The 15,788-nt window shown below is 69.9% G+C and carries 13 protein-coding genes; 6 read left to right on the forward strand and 7 right to left on the reverse strand.

Annotated elements, in window-relative coordinates; all coding sequences use genetic code 11:
* Positions 1-15: 15 nt before the first annotated feature.
* Together ACTRO_RS03090 and ACTRO_RS45175 are read right to left on the reverse strand one after the other, a co-directional pair.
* On the reverse strand, positions 16-1,383 hold the full coding sequence (locus ACTRO_RS03090; RefSeq protein WP_051450234.1) for an ISL3 family transposase: 1,368 nt from the start codon (positions 1,381-1,383) through the stop codon (positions 16-18).
* 125 nt (positions 1,384-1,508) lie between these two features.
* A complete protein-coding gene (locus ACTRO_RS45175) occupies positions 1,509-2,336 on the reverse strand; it encodes an MFS transporter (RefSeq protein WP_157435689.1) in 828 nt (275 codons plus the stop codon).
* Positions 2,337-2,442: 106 nt separating this feature from the next.
* On the opposite strand from ACTRO_RS45175, the gene ACTRO_RS45180 reads away from it, so the two are divergent.
* From ACTRO_RS45180 to ACTRO_RS46740, 4 genes are all read left to right on the forward strand, one after another.
* The gene (locus ACTRO_RS45180; RefSeq protein ID WP_084315926.1) at positions 2,443-2,619 is read left to right on the forward strand and encodes a S1 RNA-binding domain-containing protein; all 177 of its coding nucleotides are present in this window, start codon (positions 2,443-2,445) and stop codon (positions 2,617-2,619) included.
* Positions 2,588-2,716: a S1 RNA-binding domain-containing protein gene (locus ACTRO_RS51285; protein WP_157435691.1), complete on the forward strand. Its 129-nt coding sequence runs from the start codon at positions 2,588-2,590 to the stop codon at positions 2,714-2,716. Before ACTRO_RS45180 ends, ACTRO_RS51285 begins: the two co-directional genes overlap by 32 nt.
* Positions 2,717-2,963: 247 nt before the next feature.
* Positions 2,964-4,376: an IS1380 family transposase gene (locus ACTRO_RS03095; protein ID WP_034260988.1), complete on the forward strand. Its 1,413-nt coding sequence runs from the start codon at positions 2,964-2,966 to the stop codon at positions 4,374-4,376.
* A 536-nt stretch (positions 4,377-4,912) separates the two neighbouring features.
* Positions 4,913-5,314, forward strand: coding sequence for a hypothetical protein (locus ACTRO_RS46740; protein ID WP_157435693.1), 402 nt, complete (start codon positions 4,913-4,915; stop codon positions 5,312-5,314).
* 92 nt (positions 5,315-5,406) lie between these two features.
* Here the strand turns inward: ACTRO_RS46740 and ACTRO_RS03100 are convergent, their stop codons facing one another.
* Together ACTRO_RS03100 and ACTRO_RS03105 are read right to left on the reverse strand one after the other, a co-directional pair.
* Positions 5,407-6,864 (reverse strand): tyrosine-type recombinase/integrase, encoded by a 1,458-nt coding sequence (locus ACTRO_RS03100; protein ID WP_051450235.1) that lies wholly within the window; start codon positions 6,862-6,864, stop codon positions 5,407-5,409.
* 1,236 nt (positions 6,865-8,100) lie between these two features.
* Positions 8,101-9,900: a condensation domain-containing protein gene (locus ACTRO_RS03105; RefSeq protein ID WP_034260990.1), complete on the reverse strand. Its 1,800-nt coding sequence runs from the start codon at positions 9,898-9,900 to the stop codon at positions 8,101-8,103.
* A 251-nt stretch (positions 9,901-10,151) separates the two neighbouring features.
* Here ACTRO_RS03105 and ACTRO_RS03110 point away from each other — a divergent pair, with 251 nt between their 5' ends.
* Both ACTRO_RS03110 and ACTRO_RS03115 read left to right on the forward strand, forming a co-directional pair.
* The gene (locus ACTRO_RS03110) at positions 10,152-12,215 is read left to right on the forward strand and encodes an amino acid adenylation domain-containing protein (RefSeq protein WP_034260992.1); all 2,064 of its coding nucleotides are present in this window, start codon (positions 10,152-10,154) and stop codon (positions 12,213-12,215) included.
* Positions 12,212-13,282: an SDR family oxidoreductase gene (locus ACTRO_RS03115; RefSeq protein ID WP_034260994.1), complete on the forward strand. Its 1,071-nt coding sequence runs from the start codon at positions 12,212-12,214 to the stop codon at positions 13,280-13,282. The genes ACTRO_RS03110 and ACTRO_RS03115 overlap by 4 nt, the downstream gene beginning before the upstream one ends.
* Positions 13,283-13,366: 84 nt before the next feature.
* Here the strand turns inward: ACTRO_RS03115 and ACTRO_RS03120 are convergent, their stop codons facing one another.
* Genes ACTRO_RS03120 through ACTRO_RS03130 form a run of 3 tightly spaced genes read right to left on the reverse strand, consistent with a single transcriptional unit; the run spans position 13,367 to position 15,740 of the window.
* Entirely contained in the window at positions 13,367-14,125 is a 759-nt protein-coding gene (locus ACTRO_RS03120) for an iron-containing redox enzyme family protein (RefSeq protein WP_051450236.1), read from the reverse strand.
* Between the two features lie 42 nt (positions 14,126-14,167).
* A complete protein-coding gene (locus ACTRO_RS03125; protein WP_051450237.1) occupies positions 14,168-14,401 on the reverse strand; it encodes a ferredoxin in 234 nt (77 codons plus the stop codon).
* A gap of 49 nt (positions 14,402-14,450) precedes the next feature.
* Entirely contained in the window at positions 14,451-15,740 is a 1,290-nt protein-coding gene (locus tag ACTRO_RS03130; protein WP_157435695.1) for a hypothetical protein, read from the reverse strand.
* Positions 15,741-15,788: the final 48 nt, after the last annotated feature.

The raw sequence follows: 15,788 nt of genomic DNA on the forward strand, positions 1-15,788 counted from the left end.
AGCTTGACCGTGCTGTCAGGCTTTTGAGCGGCGTCTGGGTTGGGCGTGGGGTCCGCTGGTGTGGGTGGTGAGGTGTCCACGGGCGCGGCGGGTGGTGGCGGCGCGTGCGCGTAGGCGCTGGTTGGCGGGGTTGCGGTAGCCGTAGGCGGTGCGGGCGTCGGTTTTGATCACGCGGTTGGTGCCCTCGGAGCCCGCGTTCGTCACGCCGGTGGTGATCGCGGCGAGGATCTGCGGCCACCAGGTCGAGACGGTGCCGGCCAGCCGCGTGATCTCCGGCAGGCCGCAGGCGGCGGCGTTCTCGTAGAACCTGATCAGCAGAGCGCTGATCTGTGCCCGGTCCGGGTGTGTGCCGTGGAGTGCGAGCAGGTCCATCAGGTCTTCCTTGACGTTCCATGCCTTGAGGATCGGTATACCGATCTTCGCGGGCAGTGCCCGGAGGTCGTCGATCATCGGGTCCAGGTGCTTCGCGTGCATCCGTGTGCCGGCGCGGGTGAGCCTGTTTCTCAGCTCCCACTCCCGGTTGCCCTTGCGTCCTCGGCGTCCGCGCGCCTGGACGGTGACGCGGCGGCGTACCTCGGTCAGCGCTGTGTTCGCCAGTTGCGCGACGTGGAAGCGGTCGACCACCAGCGCCGCGTGCGGCAGGCTGGTGCGGATCGCGGCCTTGAACACGGTGCACATGTCGATCGCCACGACCTGGACTCCGGCTCGCCATTGCGGGCTCTGCGCCTCGATCCACGCCGAGAGCGTCTCGGCGGTGCGGCCCTCGACCTGCCCGAGCAGTCCGGCGCCGCCGCCGAGATCGACCATCCCGACGTGCCATTTATCGGCCACGACCTCCCACTTCTCGTCGCCGCCTTCGCCGGGCACGAGCCGGAAGCGCGCCTTGCCGCGCCGGATCTCGTCGATGCCCAGGCGTGCGACCTGCGGTGTCTCGGCCGGTAGCGCGAGGCGGGTGTGGGCGGCGAACGCCGTCTGCGCGATCGGCCAGGACACCTCGTGGTCGCGGGCGGCCTGGATCACGGTGCGCCCGCGGTCGGCCACCGCCGCTCCGATCGAGGCGCGAAGCCGACCGGTCAGCCGGGCACGCGGCGGGATCTGCGGGACCGACTCGGTGAAGGTCGCCCGCTCACAGGCGGCGTTGCGGCAGCGCCAACGCCGCTTGGTCCACGTCAGCGCCGTCCGGCGCCCTGCCACCGGCAGATCCCGTGGCCGGGTGCGCACCCACGAATGCGCGTGCTGTGAACGCATCCCGCAGCCGGGACAGCATCTGGCCTGCTCAGACGCGGTCACCAGTGCCAGTATCGGATTCTCGTCGTCATCGAGCATGACGCGCACGACCTGCACCCCGTCGAGTCCGAACAGCAATGTCGTATCGTTGACCAAGCCCGTGGCTCCCTCGCGATCACTCTTGTCTCAGCAACTCGAATGATCACAGAGCGCCACGGGCGCCTCTACTTCAGCAAGACCCTGATCTACGGGCCACCGAACGCCCTACACCTCAAGCACGGTCAAGCTCGATGAGCCACCATCATTCCCAAACCGACTGCGAACAAAGCCCACGGAACGAACCCAGTCGACAGTCCGGTCACAAACGTGACAATAGGCGCAATATAGGAGTCTACAGCGAAGAACCCAGCGAATCCGATGGTGGTTGATATGATTGCCAGCCATACCCGCCATGATCGGTACGCCCGGAACTCAGCCCGCGGTGAGGAGCCTTCAAGCGATACGCTCGGCGGCACTGCTACGGCAACGGCGACCAGCGCTGCGACGAACACAAGGGTCACGGCCAGATAGCTAACTCGCCAACCAGCAACCTGACCAATCTTCGTGATTGTCGGTACACCGATGACGGTGGCTACTGTTAGTCCACTGAGAACAATGGCGTAGCCTCTGGCGCCTCGGCCAGGACCGAAAATGCTCGACGCAATCAAGCCCGCGGTACCGAAATAAGCTCCGTGTGGCATGCCAGCGATAAACCGGAACACCAGCACTATGGCAAAATTCGGCGCGACTGCGGTCGCCCCCGTTCCAGCCACCAGCATGACGAGGAGGCCGATCAATAGCCGACGCCGGGGTACCCGGGCCGCTGCGACGGCAATCACGGGACCACCGATGACCACCCCGGCTGCATAGACCGTGATGAGCAAGCTAGCACGAGCAAAACTGTCGTCCTCGGATCGCAGATAGAGTGTCGGCAACAGATCTCGCGCCACCTCGGGAAGGACGCCCATCGCCGTGAACTCCGTCAACCCGATTCCCATGCCGCCGAGAGCCAAAGCTCCCAGCGCCGCCCACTTCCGCCATCGCTGGAGGCCATCCACAAAGTCAGACATTATCACGCCCCTTGTTCGGGAGCGTGCCTGATCTTGTAGGCATCCCTCGGAAGTGGGAAATTCCCACGACGATCACGCCTCTTGAAGTCAGTCCCAAGACTTTGGCATGAACCCCGGCAACCGTCGCCACCGCCGCAGCCAGGCGATCGCGCAACTCGAAGTCGGCCGGCAGGTGGCCGGCCCGGTCAAGACCATCACGGACTTCGGCGTCTTTGTCGGCCTGGGCGAGATCGACGGCATGATCCCGAGCGATGCTCGCCGAACGCGCGCCCTCCGTCGGTGACACGGTCACTGTGACGGTCGTCCGGATCGACCGGCAACGTGAGCGCGTCGCCCTCTCCTTAAAGAGCCTCGAAATCCATCACGAACGGCGACGCTGAACAGAAGACAAGGGGCGCACTGGTGGACGCGGGCCCCACACACACCTTATCCGGGCACGGCATGCTGCGGAATTCGCCCACACGGCGATAGGTGCCGGGCCAGCGCGCATCGAGCAAATAGTGCACTAGCCTCGGCGCTTCAGTAGTGGCGTCCGGATCGTGGTCCTGATATACGAAAGTGCTCTCTGAGCTGGAATGATGTGGCTTCTCTAGGGTCACATGTTCCGCAGCAGGGAGCACTTTCGAGGTGAAGAGTACAACGTCGCGCCCTCGTCTTGTCGTCTCGTCCGACGGGCGCGGTGTAGTGGGGCATGCCGGGTCCCGGCTGTTGGCGGACCTGGCCGAGGCCACGGGACTGGAGTCCGCGTTCATCGACGCGCTCGCCGGGCTGCGGCAGCGGGCCGGCGGCCATGCGCCGGGACGCGTCGCGGTCGATCTCGCGGTGATGCTCGCGGACGGCGGTGAGGCGATCAGCGACCTCGCGGTGCTGCGGGACCAGGCGGAACTGTTCGGCCCCGTGGCATCGGATCCGACGGCGTGGCGGGTGTTGAACTCGATCGACGCCGCCGCGATCGCCCGGCTGCGCGGTGCGCGGGCGGTGGCGCGCGAACTCGCCTGGGCGCAGCGCGCCGAGACGCGCGGCGCCCTGCCGCAGGCCGAAGCCGCCGGCCGGGTGATACCCGGTCTGGTGCTCGATATCGACGCCTCGATCGGCATCTGCTACTCCGAGAAGGAGAACGCGACACCGACCTGGAAGAAGACGTTCGGCTACCACCCACTGCTGTGCTTTCTGGACAACACGGGTGAGGCCCTTTCAGGCGTCCTGCGCCCGGGTAGGGCCGAATCGAACACGGCGGCCGATCACATCGAGGTCCTCGACGCCGCGCTCGCGCAGATCCCGGACGAGCATCGGCACGGGGCCCCGATCCTGGTGCGCACGGATACCGCCGGGTGCACGCACGCCTTCCTCGCGCACATCAGGTCCCTGCGTGACCGGGGCGTGGACGTGCGCTTCTCGGTCGGCGCGCCGATCGACGAGCAGGTCCGGCAGGCGATCACGAAACTGCCCGCCACAGCGTGGTACCCGGCGATCGAGGCCGACGGGCAGGTACGCGACGGCGCCGAGGTCGCCGAGATCACCGGGCTGCTCTACGGCTACGGTACGAACCTGCCCGCAGACACCCGGTTCATCGTGCGGCGCGAACGCCCGCACCCCGGCGCCCAACTGAGCCTGTTCGACACCATCGAGGGATACCGCCACCAGGTCATCGCCACCGACAGCCGGCTCAGCGACGGGCCGTTGACCTGGATCGAGGCACGTCACCGGGCACACGCTCGGGTCGAAGACCGCATCCGGACAGGCAAAGACTCCGGCTTCGGGCGCTTCCCATCCCGCGAATACGCCATCAACCAGGCCTGGCTCGAACTCGCCCTGACCGGAATCGACCTGACCTGCTGGATGAGGATGCTGCTGCTCGACGGCGCTCTCGCCCGTGCCGAGCCGAAGAAGATCCGCTACCGGCTGCTGCACGTCGCAGCGCGCATCACCAGATCGGCCCGGCGCACACGCCTGCGTATCGCCGAGCACTGGCCCTGGGCGAAACAGCTGACAGAAGCCTTCGACCGACTCGCCGCCCTGCCCAGGCCCTGCACCTGCTGACCAACCACACAGCCTCGTCCGCCGCGACCCGAAGGAACCAGGAAGAGCCCGACCATCGCGTCGGCACTTCGCCATGCCCTCGAACCCGGCACACCAACCAGCCGACTCAGACCACGAACTCACACGCTTAGTGAAAGACGGAGGCTAGAGCTATAGCGACCTGACAGCTACCAGGCCCGTCCGTCTTCGGGCAGATCCGGTTCCGGCAGGGTGCCGCCCCATCGCTCGCCGGAGCGCGATAGCACGCGGTAGAAGTCGTGCTCGACGGTGCCAGTCAGCAGCCCGTCGAGCACTCGGCCGGCGGTGTCGCTGATCCTGGGTCCTCGACGGCCCAGGATGCCACGAAGAACCCACGGCGTCCGCCGGTATACAGCGCGGATTCGAAGGCGCCCTGCACGGCGCCTAGGGTTTGCGGGCCGCACTGGTCGGCGGCGCGCAGTGCCCGGCCGACGAACTCTGCGCGCGTCGTCGTCGGTCGGTTCACGCCGAAGAGGTCACTGGTTCGATCCCAGTATCGCCCACCGCGAAGTATGCAGATGAACGGCCTTCAGATAGGAATCTGGAGGTGGCTGTTCACCAGCCGCCGCGCCGCTGCGCTCCTGGCGGCAGCAGGCAGGCGAACCGAGGTGCGCGTGCCCACGGAGATGTTATGGGTCGTCAACCGGTACGACCACGGCATCCTGATTATCGACCCTGAACAGCGCACCATTCAAGTCCCCCTGCTTGCCGGCGTGAAGCGGGCCGCTGAGTCGTACTCGTGGCGCGGACCACACGGAGTGCAGGCGGGAGTCGACCGTCCGGAGCGGGCGCTGCGCAACACTCGCACGGTGTTGCCATTGCTCCCGGGCGGGTTCGACCTGTCGTTTGCGACAGGGCGATTCGGAGATTCGGTGGTCATATTCGGGCGCAACAGCGTGAGTTCGCCATCAGGGAGTTGAGCTTCTCTCCTCGCCCCTCTCGCGGTAGTTGCTCCAGATTCGCGTTGCGACGCAGAGCGGTCCGGCCAGCCTGCCGCGAGGAAGCGTGATGGTCATGCAGTGTGAGCGGCAGGCGTGGTTCCCGGCCATGTGCCCTTTCGGACTCGGCTCAAGCGCATGGTGCGACGCAGTGCGCGAGTGTTTGCCCGTGAGTTCGTGGCACGCCTGAAGGCGGTCCTCGTGGTATGTGAGGGTCGGACGAGGTCGAGGGCTTTGAGTGCGGTGTCGTCGGGGTTGGGGAGGGTGTGGAGGTAGCGGAGGGTGGGTTGGAGGGAGGAGTGGCCGAGGCGTTCGCTGACGATTTGGAGGCTGGCGCGGCCGTGTAGGAGCCAGGATGCGTGGGCGTGGCGGAGGTCGTGGAAGGTGATTTTGCGGTTGATGCCGGCGGCGCGGAGGGCGGGTTGCCAGCGTCGGGAGCGGAACCAGTTGCGGTCCATGTGGCGTTCGGGTGTGGGCGGAGTGAGGGTGGTGCGGGGCCGGTCCAGGCCTCGTGCGCGGCTGCCGGCTCGATAGTCGGCAACCGCGGCGCGGCAGGCGGGGCAGCGGCATTGTCCGAGGCCGTATCCGGCTTGGGTGCCGTGGCGGTATCGGCGGCCGTGGTCGTTGGGTTCGGTGTATTCGTCTCCGGTGGGGGTGGTGCGTGCGGCGGGTTCGCGGCGTTGTCCGCGGCCGGGCGACGGGAAGAGAAGGTCGTCGCGCCCGAGGTGGCGGCGGTCGATGTCAGCGGCGAGCTTGGCGACGAACGCGGGGCGCAGGCGCATCCGGCGGTGGCGCCGGTTTTTCGGGTAGGCCTTGATGAGGAATCGCCCGCCGGTGGGGTGGAAGCGGCGGAGTAGTTGGACGACGGTGCGGGTGATGCTGAGGATGCCGGTTGCGGTGTCGAGGTCGCGGACGCGCAGTTCGGCGAGTTCGCCCCAGCGGCAGCCGCTTTCGATGGCGCACTCGACGACGAGTGCTGCGACGGGGTCGTCGATCAAGGACAGGACGAGGTCGAGCTCCTCAGGACTGAGCACGGCCAGGCTTGGACGCACCTCGGGCGGCATTTTGACGCCGTGGCAGGGGTGGAAGGTGACGAGTTGGTCTGTGACAGCGGTGGTGTAGAGGGCGCCGAGGACGCAGCGTACGGCTTCGAGGATGTCGCGGGACGCGCCGGCTTTGCCGAGCTTGGCCAGGGTGGTGCGTACGGTTGCGGGAGTGAGGCGGTCGAGGCGGTGGTGGCCGAAGGTGGGTAGGACGTAGCGTTCGAGCCAGAAGGCGTAGGACTGGCGGGTGGTGGCCTCGCACACGTAGGCGGGGAACCAGGTGGCGGCGTATTCGGTGATGCTACGGCGCCCCGCGCTCTGGCGGGTGCGGCGTTCCTGCTGGAGTTGGCGTTCGCGGCGGCGCCAGGCGCGTTCGGCTTCGCGGCGCACGTTGAAGGTCCCGGCGGACTTCTCGGTGTCTCCGTCGTTGTAGTAGGCGGTGTAGCGCTCGCAGTGGTCTGAGTCGGTGCGCATCTTGACGCGGCCCATGGCGGTCGTCCTTTTCGCGGTCGGCCCGGTGCTGGTTCGGCCGGGCTCTGTCGATCACGAAACATCGCCTGACCAGGGCAGACAAGGGGATCTCGCCCGATCGGGCGAAAGCGCGCCACCGGGCCCGTGGCGGATTCCGGCAAAACTGGGCGGTCGGAGGCGGCTACTGGACGGGAATCTCGCACGTGTCGCGGCCGGCCTTGAGCGGGTGCCGTGACTACGCAGTGAGCTGCGAGGAGGGAATCAACCCGCTTCTTCGGGGCGAGTGCATGTTCGAACCGTCGGGCCGTCGCGTCATGGAAGCGCCTGGCGGAGTCGCTGCAAATGTGGCGGTCGAAATCCGGTCACATCGAATCGCCACCCACACGAAAAAGCCCCCAGTCCAATAGACTGGGGGCAGCTACCTGCGATTGCTCGCCGATACTTCGCGGTGGGCGATACTGGGATCGAACCAGTGACCTCTTCGGTGTGAACGACGACGACGACAAAGTTATCACCTTAACATCTCTCTTAAGAGATACTATCATGCAGGAATTTGACGTGCATGTTCTCCGCTCCGTAGTCGTCTGATTCCTTGATTCAGTACAGTTCGATGCGGTTGAGCGACGTTCGAACGGCCGTGTGCTCCCTGGGTTGCTCCCCGCTCTCGCTCCCGACTGCTCCCAGCCGAAGTCGGCTGCGTGCGGGATGCTTGACTTGCTCCCAGCGCGATTGGCGAGCCGTCAGATTTTCAAGCTGGGTGCCTCTGAACTGCGAGTACTTCTCGAAGCCCGGAACCGCGACGGGTATTGGCGGGCTACTGACGGCTTGTCGGGAGCACAGGGAGGCCGCTTCCTGCTCCCAGTCGAAGAGGGCCTGCGTGAGCCCTTTGGATGGCTGGGTTCGAGGTGGGTTGGACCCCCTGTTGCTCCCAATCCTTGGGAGCAGCTTGACCTCTTCGGACTCTCCGAAGTGGCAGCGTATGCCGGGTTCCGTTCACGCTTTCGGGCTTGGCACCGTGTCGGCACGGGCAGCCTGAACTGCGGTGCAATCAAGAGCTGTGGACCGATCCCGGTGCGGTTCACGCGGCCGCGGACTTTCGCGGAGTCCTGCCTCTCCGCTCCGGTCGTGCGGCTCACGTGCGGGCATGATCGAGCCTTTCCGTCACGATACCGGCGGCGGGACGGGCCGACGGGCCAGATTGTTGGCCGGTTTCGGTCAACCCCGGCCCGCCCACAGCGGCTGGGGCGCAGGGCCCTACGGCCGAGGGTGATCGCCTGCGGCCCGACCCGAGCCCTCGGCCAGGCCGGGCTGTGCCTGCCAGGCGCCCTCGGTCGCCCGGCCGGCCGCGTCGGTCGGGGGCCGGTCGCAGACCACGTACCAGGACGGTGCGGCGGCGCCCGGGACGCCGGGCAGCAGGCCCATGACGCGGCGGTGCAGCCGCTCGGGGGTGTGCGCCGTGCCGTCCGCGGCGATGTACGCCGTCAACTCGGAGCCACCGGGGACGCCCGAGCCGACCGCACCCGGGAAGACCGCGGCGGGCGCTCCCGCGGCCGCCGTGCGGATCAGGTCGGCGATGGCGGCGGGGCGGATCCAGCCGGCCGGGGAGCGGGTCCAATCCACGCCGCGTGCGGGCGGTTCGAGACCGATGCGCTGGGCGATCTCGCGCACGCCCACGTCCTGCGACCCGGCCGCGTCGCAGACCAGGGATTCGATGCCGCGAAGCACCGCCTCGCCCACTGGCCGGGGCAGGAAGGCCGTGTCCGCGAGCAGGGTGAGGCGGGCCCGGTCGCCGCCTGCGTCGGCCACGCCGACGCAGTACTTCATGTCGCTCTTCGGCATCGACGCGACGTGGGCGAACCGCGAGTCCGCCCGGAGCCGGTCGAACTCGGCGCGGGTCGGGGCCGGCCCGGGCCAGGCAGTCCACGTGTTGACGGTGCGCTTGTCGTTGAAGTACGCGGACAGGTCGAACGAGACGCCGCGGGCGTGCGCGGCCTCGGCGATCAGAGCGTCGAGTGCGAGGGGATCACACTGGCCACGCTGGTAGGCGGCGAGCATCGGGCGGTATGCGGCCTTGATCGCGCTGATCAGATCGACGTCCTCGACGGGCAGCGCCAGCAGGCCGTCCTGGGTGGTGATCGTGAGCAGTTCGCGGCTGTTGCGATCGTGCCGGTTGCCCACGATGAGCTTGAACCGGTACCCGTCCTGGCCGGTATAGGCCGCCAGGATCAGGGCACTGACGCACAGGAGGACGGTCGAGGCCGTGGTCCGGGTCCGCCCGGCCAGGACCCGCACGGCGGGAACCAGTGCCGCCGTGTCCAGCCGGTACTTCTCCACCGGCTGGGCGCCGGCCTGCGTCCCCGGTAGGTCGAACATCGAGGCGGGCACCACCGCCAAGCGCTCGCGCCAGTGCCGCAGGGTCAGTGCGTTCTTCCGCAGGCCTTCGGCGGACCGTTCGAATCCGGCCTGGTCGAGCGGCTGCCAGCGCCGTTCGGCGGGCCGTTCGGCGGGACCGGTGTTCCGAAGCAGGTCGAGCAACTCCTCGGTCAGACGCTCCAGTGCCCAGCCGTCGAACGCCAAGTGGGAGACGACCAGCACGATCCCGGTGACCATGCCGCGCCCGTCCACGACCCAGCCGAGGCGCACCGGCCATTGCGTCGCGTGGTCGAACGCGGTCGCGGCCAGCCGGGCCGTGAGCGCGTCCGTCGCGGTCTGGGCGTCCGGTGCCTGCGGCACGGTGTGGACGGTCATGCACCCGCGGGCGGCGACCATCTGGCGCGGGCCGTCCGGGCCGGGCACGAAGTGCGTCCGCGTGGCCTGATGCGCCTCGATCAGGGTGCGCAGAGCGTCGGCCGCCCGGTCGGGCGCGACCGGTTCCGGCAGCTGCGCGGCGGCCTTGAGGTTGAACTGGTTCGCCTGTTCGCCGAACCACTGCATCGGCATCCACATCGACAACTGGCCCCAAGTGAGCGGGGCGGTCTGTTCCTCGGCGCCGGCGTCGAAAGCCAGGGCCGCCGTCGTGCCGGACGCTGCGGGGCCCGTCTGGAGGGGAGGCATGCCGGTGAGCTTAGGGGCCGGTCCGGCCCCCGCGTCGGCGCCGACCGCCCGGCAGCGCCCGCTCCCTTGACGGAACGCGGATTCCTGCTATCCGGGACGGCGTCCCGGCGGCCGGACCGGGTCTCGCGTCAGGGCACGATCTTAGGTATCATGGCGCTGTCACAGTGTTGACGGTCTCCAGTCCTGCCCTGGCGGCCCTCCGTTCGGCGGCCGTGCCGTCGCGGATCCGGGGCGAGACGAGGTGGATCGTAATGGCGTTGTGGGACGGCTACGACGACGTGATGTTCGAGGTCGTGGTCAACGCGGCGGGACAGGACTCGATCTGGCCGACGCGGCGTGCGCGGCCGGCTGGCTGGCACCGCGCCGGTTTCGAGGGCCTGCGGAAGGACTGCGTGGCCTGGATCGACCGGCACGCAGGCTTGATGGCGCTGCCTCCGGCCGGGGACGAATCGGCGGGGGAAGGCGTCGCCGAAGCCGCGCGCACCGCGTCTGCCGAGGATGCCGCGCTCTACGGCCCGCGCCGGGAGGTGCCGGGCGGCTCGATCATCCGACTGATCCGCGAGCGAGGGCTCCCGCCCGATGCCGTCGCCTTCACCTGCGGCACCGAGAGCCTGACCCGAGGCGAGTTCTTCGCCGCGAGCGGGGCGTGGGCCGCGGTGCTGCGCGAGGCAGGCTGCGGACGGGAGACGCCGGTCGCGATCCTGCTGCCGCGTGGTCTCGACGCGCTGGTGGCGATCTTCGCGGTGCTCGAGGCGGGCGGGGCCTACGTCCCGCTCTCCTGCGCCGATCCGGAGCAGCGGGTGGGCTCGATCCTGGCCGACTGTGCGGCGCCGATCGTGGTGACCTCGAAGGCGCACACGCATCTGCTCGGCGGCTATCGGGGACGGGTCCTGACGGTCGAGGAGGCGCGGCCCGAAGCCCCGGCCCGCGCGGCGGCGCCGGCGCGGGACGCGGACGGCGACGACGTGGCGTACATTTTCTACACTTCCGGCACGACCGGCGAGCCCAAGGGCGTCGAGGGCACGCACAGCCAGCTGGTCAACTACGCGCTCTGGTGCGAGCAGGCGTTCGCGCACGAGCCGGGCGAGGTCACCTTCCTGAGCGCGTCGCTGTTCTTCCTCGGTTCGCTCACCACGATCTTCACCCCGCTGCTGGCGGGCTGGCCGGTGGTGGTCGCCCCGGACGGTGAGGGCACGGACGAGCTGCTCGCCCTGTCCGGTACCGTCTCCGGCGGCCTGCTGAAGCTGACCCCGACCCATATCAGGATGATGATGGCACGCGGGGTCCCGGCGGTCGGCCTGGCCCGGCGGGTGATGGTCGGCAGCGAACCGCTCACCTTCACGCCCGAGATCCGGGACTGGATGGCCGCGGATCCGCGGCGCGCGGTCGCCAACCACTACGGCCTGACCGAGACGCACGGCTGCTTCTGCCACTTCCTGACGGGCACGGAGGCGGTCGGCTCCCGGGTGCCGGTCGGGCTGCCGATCGACAACGTCGAGGCCTTCATCGTGGACGCGCACGGGGACCTGGTCGGCGAGGGTGAGGCCGGGGAACTGGTGGTCGGCGGGCCCTCGATCGCCCGCGGCTACCGGAACCGGCCCGCGCTCACGGCCCTGCGCTGGATCCCGCACCCGTGGGGTCTGCCCGGGGCGCGGCTGCTGCGCACCGGCGACCTGGCCCGGATGGAGCAGGACGGCACGGTCACGGTACTGGGCCGGGCCGACCGGCAGGTGAAGATCCGCGGGCACCGGGTCGAGCCGGCGGCCGTCGAGGAGGCGCTGCGCGCGGTGCCGGGGGTGCGCGAAGCACTGGTACTGCCGCGGACCGAGGACGGCCGGGTCGGCCTCGACGCCTATCTGCTGCGCGGGCCGGGCGCGGCGGTGGAGCCGGGCGAGGTGCGCGCGGAACTGGAGCGCAGGCTCCCGCCGCCGTGGATCCCGTCTCGCGTCGCCGTGCTCGATGAGTTCCCCGTGAACGCCAACGGCAAGGTGGATGTACGGGCCCTGCCGGACCCGCGCCCGTTCGCGGCGGAGGCGCCGGCCACCGAATCAGGGCGCTGGTCGAGAGGGGATCTGCTGGTGGCGCAGGTTTACTGCGACGTGCTGCGCCTCGACGCGATCGCGCTGGAGGACAGCTTCTACGATCTCGGCGGCGACTCGCTGACCTCCATCGAGGTGGCGGCGCGGCTCGGGCAGGCGCTCGGCCGCGAGGTCTCGGGCCCGAATGCCGCCGCGGCCACGGTCCGCTCCTACCGGAGGCTGATCGGCCTCTCGGAGGCGGGCGCGGCGCCGAGCGTGCCGGCCGCCGCCCGATGAGCCGCACGGTACCGCTCGCGCTGTTGACCGGCGCGACCGGCTTCCTGGGTGCGGCGCTGGCCGCGAACCTGCTGGATCGGGGCTTCGACGTGCGCTGCGCGGTGCGCGGGGATCGGCCGCAGGAGCGCGAATCCCGGGTGCGGGCCGCCGTCGAGGCGGCCGGGGCGGTGGCGGGCGGCGATCGGCTCGAGGTGGTCCAGGCGGACCTCGAGCGCGAGCGGCTCGGCCTGTCCGCCCAGGGTTTCGCAGACCTCCGCGACGGGGTCACCCACGTCGTGCACTGCGGCGCGCGGGTGAACATGACGCTGCCCTACTCGGCGCTGCAGGCGCCGAACGTGCGCGCCGTCGCCGACCTGCTGGACCTCGCCCAGGCGTGCGGGGCAGGGTTCGCCTTCGTCGGCTCGCTCGCCGCGGTGGCGCCATCGACGTCTGGGGAGCCGTTCGAACTGATCGATCCGGTCCTCGGCGGCTACGGCCAGAGCAAGTGGGCCGCGGACCGACTGGTCTGCGAGGCTCACCGCGACGGACGGGTCAGAGCCCTCATGCTGCGGGCCGGACGGATCACCGCGGACTCGCGCACCGCCCGGGCGAATCCGGACGACCTGCTCGAGCAGGTGCTGCGCGTCTGCGTGAGGCTCGGCTCGGCCCCGGCACTCGAGACCGGTGTCCGGATCAGCCCGGTCGACTGGGTCGCGGGCGTGATGACGGCCCTGTGCGCGGACGAGGGCGCCTACGGCCGTGCCTACCACCTGCTCTCGGCCGAGGCGCTGCCGTGGGCGCGCGCGCTCGAAGCCGTGCGCGAGGCCGGTTTCCCGCTCGCCGTCCTGCCGTATCCGCAGTGGCGCGACGCGGTCCTGGCCGAAGGGCGCGTCGACGCCGCCGTCGCGCGCGTGGCCCAGGCGCTTCCGGCGCACGCCCTGTCCTTCGACGAACGCTCGACGCGCGGCCCGGTCAACGCCCGTCGGCGCCTCGGCGCCGGCTTCGTCGAACCGCCCGTCGCGGCTGAGCAGCTCGCCGCGACGCTGCGCGCCTGGCGGGAGTCCGGTCGGCTGCACGCAGTGGGCTGACACGCCGGCGCGCCGGGGCCGGGGCGGTGGGGACCGCCCGGACCCCGGCGTCAAGGCCGTGCCGGAGGGGATGAGGCCGCCGGGTCAGAGCGCGGCGATGGCCTCGTGGATCTCGGTCCAGTTCGCCGCCAGCAGGTCGAGGTAGCCGGTGAAGCCCTCCTCGAGCTGTGCGACGTCCTGCTCCGAGGAGCAGCTCTTGGCCGCGGTCGAGAGCGAGTGGACCTTGTGCTCCTTCTCGGTCGCGCCGATGTGCAGGTAGAAGTACTCGCAGTTCTCGTGGAACTCCTCGAGCCCGAACAGGTGCCGGTAATTACGCACGCCCTCGTACATGTAGACCAGCTGCGGGTAGGCGTGCCACTCCTGCGCCATCAGCGCCCCGCACACCTTCTGCGGGTGCGGGCTGCTGAAGAGCCTCTCGCTCTCCTCGATCAGCCGCGTGGTCGAGGGCAGGATCGGGGCCCGCACCTCGTCCAGCGACACCCCGTGGCCGCGCAGCCGGGACAGCAGCGTCTCGAGGAATCCGCGCAGGATCACCGAGTGGACCTTGGCGGCCGAGCCGTGGCCCATCTCGTCGAAGAGGTTGTCCACGGTCTCGGCCCGGGTCGAGACGTCGGCCATGTGCAGGAAGGCCAGCGCGATGCGGATCGGGGTGCGCTGGACCCGGGCGAAGTAGTTCTTCGCCACCAGCTCCACCGCGTCGGCGTCGAGCGCCCGGGACATCCACAGCTCGTAGAAGGGGTGCTTGAGCGCGGGGTGGTCGGCGCTGCTGCGCGCCATCGCGTGGACGCGCTCGAAGGTCTGGTCAGTCGTCAGGTGCGTGGGTCCATCGAGGATCGCGGTCATCTCATCCCAATCGTGGTTCGGCGGTCGCGGTTCGGCGGCGGTTCAGTCGCCGAGGTGGATACAGCGCGCCGGGCAGGCCCGGACGCAGTGCTCGGCCAGTGCGATCAGCTCCTCAGGCACCACCGCCTTGCTCTTCTCGCCGCCTGGCTCGTCCAGGATCCGGCCGTCCTCGCGCACGTAGGCGAGGAAGTCCTCGCCGATCGCGAACAGCTCGGGCGCGTCCTCCTCGCACAGTCCGCTGTTCTGGCACTCGCTCTGCTCGATCCAGATCCGCATGGGTCTCCCTGTCCGGTGGGTGCTCGGTGGTCCCGCGTGGCGGGCGGTCTCAGAGGTCTGCGTCCTCGGGCACCGGGGTGCGCAGCACGGCGCCCAGCCGGTAGATCTCCTCGACGACGGTGCACAGCCACCGGCCGTAGCGGATCGCGCGGGGCAGCTCGCCGGGCGCGAAGACGTCCTGCGCGTCGTGGCTCATCCGCACCACCCGGAAGTCGCCGATCATCGGGGTGAGCGCCAGCTCGGCGCCGTCGGCGCCCGGGTAGCGCAGCGCGAAGGCGGCGCGCCCGCCGCTGGAGCAGCCGATGCTCTGGTGGCCGCGGTAGTGCGCGTCCTCGTTGAAGAAGATCATGTGGCCGCCGTGCTTCTCCACGAACCGGCCGTGCATGCAGCCCGGGCCGTACAGGCTGCGGATCGCGCCGCGCTTGAGCTTGAGCATCCGGGCCCTGATGGTCCGGTGCAGCTGCTCCACCGAGTCGTGGCCGAGCTGCTCGGCGTGGTCGGCCAGGTCCAGGTCCTCGCGCAGCAGGGTCTCGGTGAAGAAGGCCGCGCTGGTGGTCATCTCGTGCGGCCGGTCCAGCAGGTCGCCCAGCGGGCAGGTGAGGGTGACGTGGTCCGGGCGCAGCACCGGATCGAGCAGCGCGGCGTGCATCACCGCCCGGACGATCTGCGCGCCGTCCCCGTCGGCGGCGACCGCGGCGCGGGTGGCCTCGATCAGGCGGGAGCGCGCGTCCGCGCCGCCCGGGGCCTCGCCGTACAGGGCGTCCAGGACGTGCTCCATCGACGGGGTGAGGTGGTCGAGGTCGATCTCCTCGCGCCGGAAGAGGCCCTCGGTGGCGTACCAGGCCTTGCCGTCGACGAGCGAGAAGAGCTCGAACGACTCCTGCACCCGAGGCCGGAGCAGGTCCACGTACCCGGCCAGGTCGAGCACCGCTTCGGGCGGCTCGGCCGCGCCGTCGCCGAGGGCTTCGGCGTACCGGGCGGCGCGGGTCAGCAGCGCGTCGCGCACTGCCGCCGAGTCGGCCCGGTCGAGCAGGTCGTCCAGGCCGATCTGGGCCCGGTCCAGCGCCAGCAGGGTCAGCACGAGGTCGGATTCCTCGTCGTCCCAGGCCGACGGCGGGCGGGTGCGCAGCTCCTCCATCGCCCCGCGCAGATCGGCGCGCACCCGGTACTCGCCCTTGTAGCGCAGCCAGTGGTGCCGGCTGTAGACGAGCGGGCGCGCGCAGCGGTCGAACAGCGCGGCGAGGGCGTCCTCGGTCAGCTCCGCCAAGGCGGCGCGCAGCTGCGGACCCGATCCGACGCCGGCGGGGTAAGTCCGCGGCGCGGTTTCCAATGTCGTCATGGTTCTCCCACGGAAGCGGTCGGCGGGTGGGATCGGCTCGGGTGGTGG

This window comes from Actinospica robiniae DSM 44927 (genome assembly GCF_000504285.1).
In the GTDB taxonomy this organism is placed as follows: domain Bacteria; phylum Actinomycetota; class Actinomycetes; order Streptomycetales; family Catenulisporaceae; genus Actinospica; species Actinospica robiniae.

Excerpts from the sequence above, each read along its gene's own strand:
- ACTRO_RS45175 (WP_157435689.1), bottom strand. The coding sequence starts at position 2,336 with ATGTCTGACTTTGTGGATGGCCTCCAGCGATGGCGGAAGTGGGCGGCG.
- ACTRO_RS45180 (WP_084315926.1), top strand. The coding sequence starts at position 2,443 with ATGAACCCCGGCAACCGTCGCCACCGCCGCAGCCAGGCGATCGCGCAA.
- ACTRO_RS51285 (WP_157435691.1), top strand. The coding sequence starts at position 2,588 with ATGCTCGCCGAACGCGCGCCCTCCGTCGGTGACACGGTCACTGTGACG.
- ACTRO_RS46740 (WP_157435693.1), top strand. The coding sequence starts at position 4,913 with ATGAACGGCCTTCAGATAGGAATCTGGAGGTGGCTGTTCACCAGCCGC.
- ACTRO_RS03100 (WP_051450235.1), bottom strand. The coding sequence starts at position 6,864 with ATGGGCCGCGTCAAGATGCGCACCGACTCAGACCACTGCGAGCGCTAC.
- ACTRO_RS03105 (WP_034260990.1), bottom strand. The coding sequence starts at position 9,900 with ATGCCTCCCCTCCAGACGGGCCCCGCAGCGTCCGGCACGACGGCGGCC.
- ACTRO_RS03110 (WP_034260992.1), top strand. The coding sequence starts at position 10,152 with ATGGCGTTGTGGGACGGCTACGACGACGTGATGTTCGAGGTCGTGGTC.
- ACTRO_RS03115 (WP_034260994.1), top strand. The coding sequence starts at position 12,212 with ATGAGCCGCACGGTACCGCTCGCGCTGTTGACCGGCGCGACCGGCTTC.
- ACTRO_RS03120 (WP_051450236.1), bottom strand. The coding sequence starts at position 14,125 with ATGACCGCGATCCTCGATGGACCCACGCACCTGACGACTGACCAGACC.
- ACTRO_RS03125 (WP_051450237.1), bottom strand. The coding sequence starts at position 14,401 with ATGCGGATCTGGATCGAGCAGAGCGAGTGCCAGAACAGCGGACTGTGC.
- ACTRO_RS03130 (WP_157435695.1), bottom strand. The coding sequence starts at position 15,740 with ATGACGACATTGGAAACCGCGCCGCGGACTTACCCCGCCGGCGTCGGA.